This is a genomic window from Chromatiales bacterium (assembly GCA_020445605.1).
Classification (GTDB): domain Bacteria; phylum Pseudomonadota; class Gammaproteobacteria; order JAGRGH01; family JAGRGH01; genus JAGRGH01.
On record JAGRGH010000035.1, the window covers coordinates 1 to 2,281 of the forward strand.

A 2,281-nucleotide genomic window follows, 5' to 3' on the forward strand; every position below is an offset into this window, starting at 1 on the left:
ACCGACCGCCCTTCTATGGGCTTCAATCCAAGTTCGTGTAATTCGCACCGGTCTTGACGAAGAAAGAGGCACGTCCCTCGTGGATACCACGGAGCGTGACGCCCGCCCGCTCCTCTTATCCCCGGAGACAACAAAAATATCTTCCCTTCACGACCTTTCCCCTCGTCAACGTCCAATTCCCAATATTCCAACATCAAGCGATGCCCGTAGCCAGCTTCGATAATCTTCTCAGCCTCTTCTGGAAGAGGCCAGCATGGCCGGTGATGGCACATAGCCACACAGGTGTCGCATGCACATTGATCCTCTCTCACCCCAAGCGCATTCAATCGAACGGCAAGGGCTGTACTGTTACTCATCTGTTTCCTCGGTTCGGTGTACGTAGTTACCCATCCGTAATCCATGTAGGAGATTCCGCATCCCCTGCACGACATCCGCCCGGTTTTTGTAGGTCTCGGTGCTTCTCAGGATCGCGTTGCCGTTGCGGTGGTAAATGATCCCGTAGAACTCCCCATTCCTCGCCTTCTCATAGCGAATAATGTACTCGGCTTTGGTTGACTCTGTGCTCATACGTCTCTCGGTTTGGTTGTTGGTTTTTCTCCGCGTTGACCGATCTCCATTGTTCCGCCGGGTGGCCCAAATGGGTCAGGTATCGTCTTTGTTGGCGCGGCTGGGAAGGTGAAAAGCACCCGACCCTCTTTGTCTTTCACCTCAAGAGGCCATCCGCGTACCGATCCGAGACTTATCAGCACGTCTCTCCCCTCCTCTCCACGTAATCGGATACGCCCACCCCCCATTTCTGAATGGTCTTCGAGGATGGCTTCCACGACGTGGTGGTACATCGGGTCACCAGTGTGTACGTGGTTGTACCCCATCTTATGCCTCCACTGCGGTTTCGCGTTTGTCGGCTACCAGTACGTAAAGGAAGTCGTCTTCCTCTACGAGTTGGACGCGCTCGTAACGTGAGCGGAGTTCTATTGCCGCAAACTTTGCGTAAAGAGTGGCTGATGAGACCGCGTCTTCAAAAATCCCGTCTTCAAAGCCCTCCCCAAATTTCTGAAGGAAAAGCTCTCTGACTTCTGGGGTGTAGGACTGGGTTGAAGCGTCACACGTAAAGGCGAACGCGCTTTCTGGTAGGCTGTTAAACGGCTCGTAGATGTTCTCCGCATACCGATCATAGGAAACGATCTCACCCTCGACAACCGTCCCGACGCGGAACTCGGCTGTCTGTATCTCGGTCTCCCCGTCCTCGTCAAAGATCGCGTCTGCGTCGGTCTCTACTGCTGTCGGCCAATGCTCTTCAACGTATGCCCGTGCCGCTGACTCTGTTTCAAACTCTCCGTGAGCGTACTGGTAGACATCGTTCGACGTGCCGAGCCAACCTTCTGTCATCGGCTCGTGGCTCATGTTAGTCTTGCCCGGCTTGGTCTGGATTGTTACCCATGCTGGACGGTCGCTTGTGAGGTTCTCGTTGAAGATGACGTAGTAGTTGGATTGTGCTGACATGATAGTCTCCGTTTGGTTATTGTGAATGTCTCGTGCGATTGAACGGATGCAACTTAACCTTTTCCGGTGACCGATGCAACTGGAAAATTGTATCAAAGGTGTTTCCTTGCGCGTTCACTCGATTCGGTTGATTGTGATGGGGAGCGCGGCTATGTATGTCTTCTGTCCAGCCATCCAGCAAATCTCTTGACCCGCCTCGCGCACCTCATGGACTTCTCTCCGCGTCATCTTCTCCTCATACAGACGTATAGTCTCCCCGCCGCTGTGGGGAGTGATACTTGTGATAACAAGAGTGTAGGTATCCCCAAAGAAGTGCAAGGCAACCCGGTCTCCGACCTTATGCGTTAGGACTGGTTCGTTACCCATTGTTCTGTGGCTTGCGTGGCAATCCAAAGTCCTTTTTCTTAATCTTTGCCATCCGCCCGTCGGGGTGATGCCAGACGATCCCTTCAATGTCCCGTGATTCGAGCCATGTCTTGAGTTCGTTGAATGTCCGTGGAGCGAAGTAGAACCGCTCCTCTCCATGTCGAATGAGCCGATGTCCTGTGATGCGCTCGTTGTTCCCGTTGACCTTCTCCCCGATCAGCTCGTATGTGCCGTCTGGTAAATCCCATGTGTCTACCTCGAAGAACCACCGATCCGCCGGGTCGTCCTTGCTGGCTGGAACCCAGTGCGGCCAATGCTTATTATGCCCGGTCGGTTGCTCCTCACAAGGGATTGCTCCACTTGGTGGGGTTCGCCCTGCCTTCACGTCGTAGCGTTTGAAGAGGACGCCCCC

The 2,281-nt window shown here is 53.9% G+C and carries 3 protein-coding genes; all 3 read right to left on the reverse strand.

The window, feature by feature from the left end:
* Positions 1-348 precede the first annotated feature (348 nt).
* On the reverse strand, positions 349-567 hold the full coding sequence (locus tag KDG50_07155; GenBank protein MCB1865193.1) for a DUF1508 domain-containing protein: 219 nt from the start codon (positions 565-567) through the stop codon (positions 349-351).
* A 306-nt stretch (positions 568-873) separates the two neighbouring features.
* Positions 874-1,503, reverse strand: a complete 630-nt coding sequence (locus KDG50_07160) for a hypothetical protein (GenBank protein ID MCB1865194.1) — start codon at positions 1,501-1,503, stop codon at positions 874-876.
* A 358-nt stretch (positions 1,504-1,861) separates the two neighbouring features.
* Positions 1,862-2,281: hypothetical protein (locus tag KDG50_07165; GenBank protein MCB1865195.1), on the reverse strand; the 420-nt coding region annotated here is incomplete at its 5' end.

What these genes read in the sequence shown, in the direction of transcription:
- KDG50_07155 (MCB1865193.1), bottom strand. Translation starts at nt 567, where the DNA reads ATGAGCACAGAGTCAACCAAAGCCGAGTACATTATTCGCTATGAGAAG.
- KDG50_07160 (MCB1865194.1), bottom strand. Translation starts at nt 1,503, where the DNA reads ATGTCAGCACAATCCAACTACTACGTCATCTTCAACGAGAACCTCACA.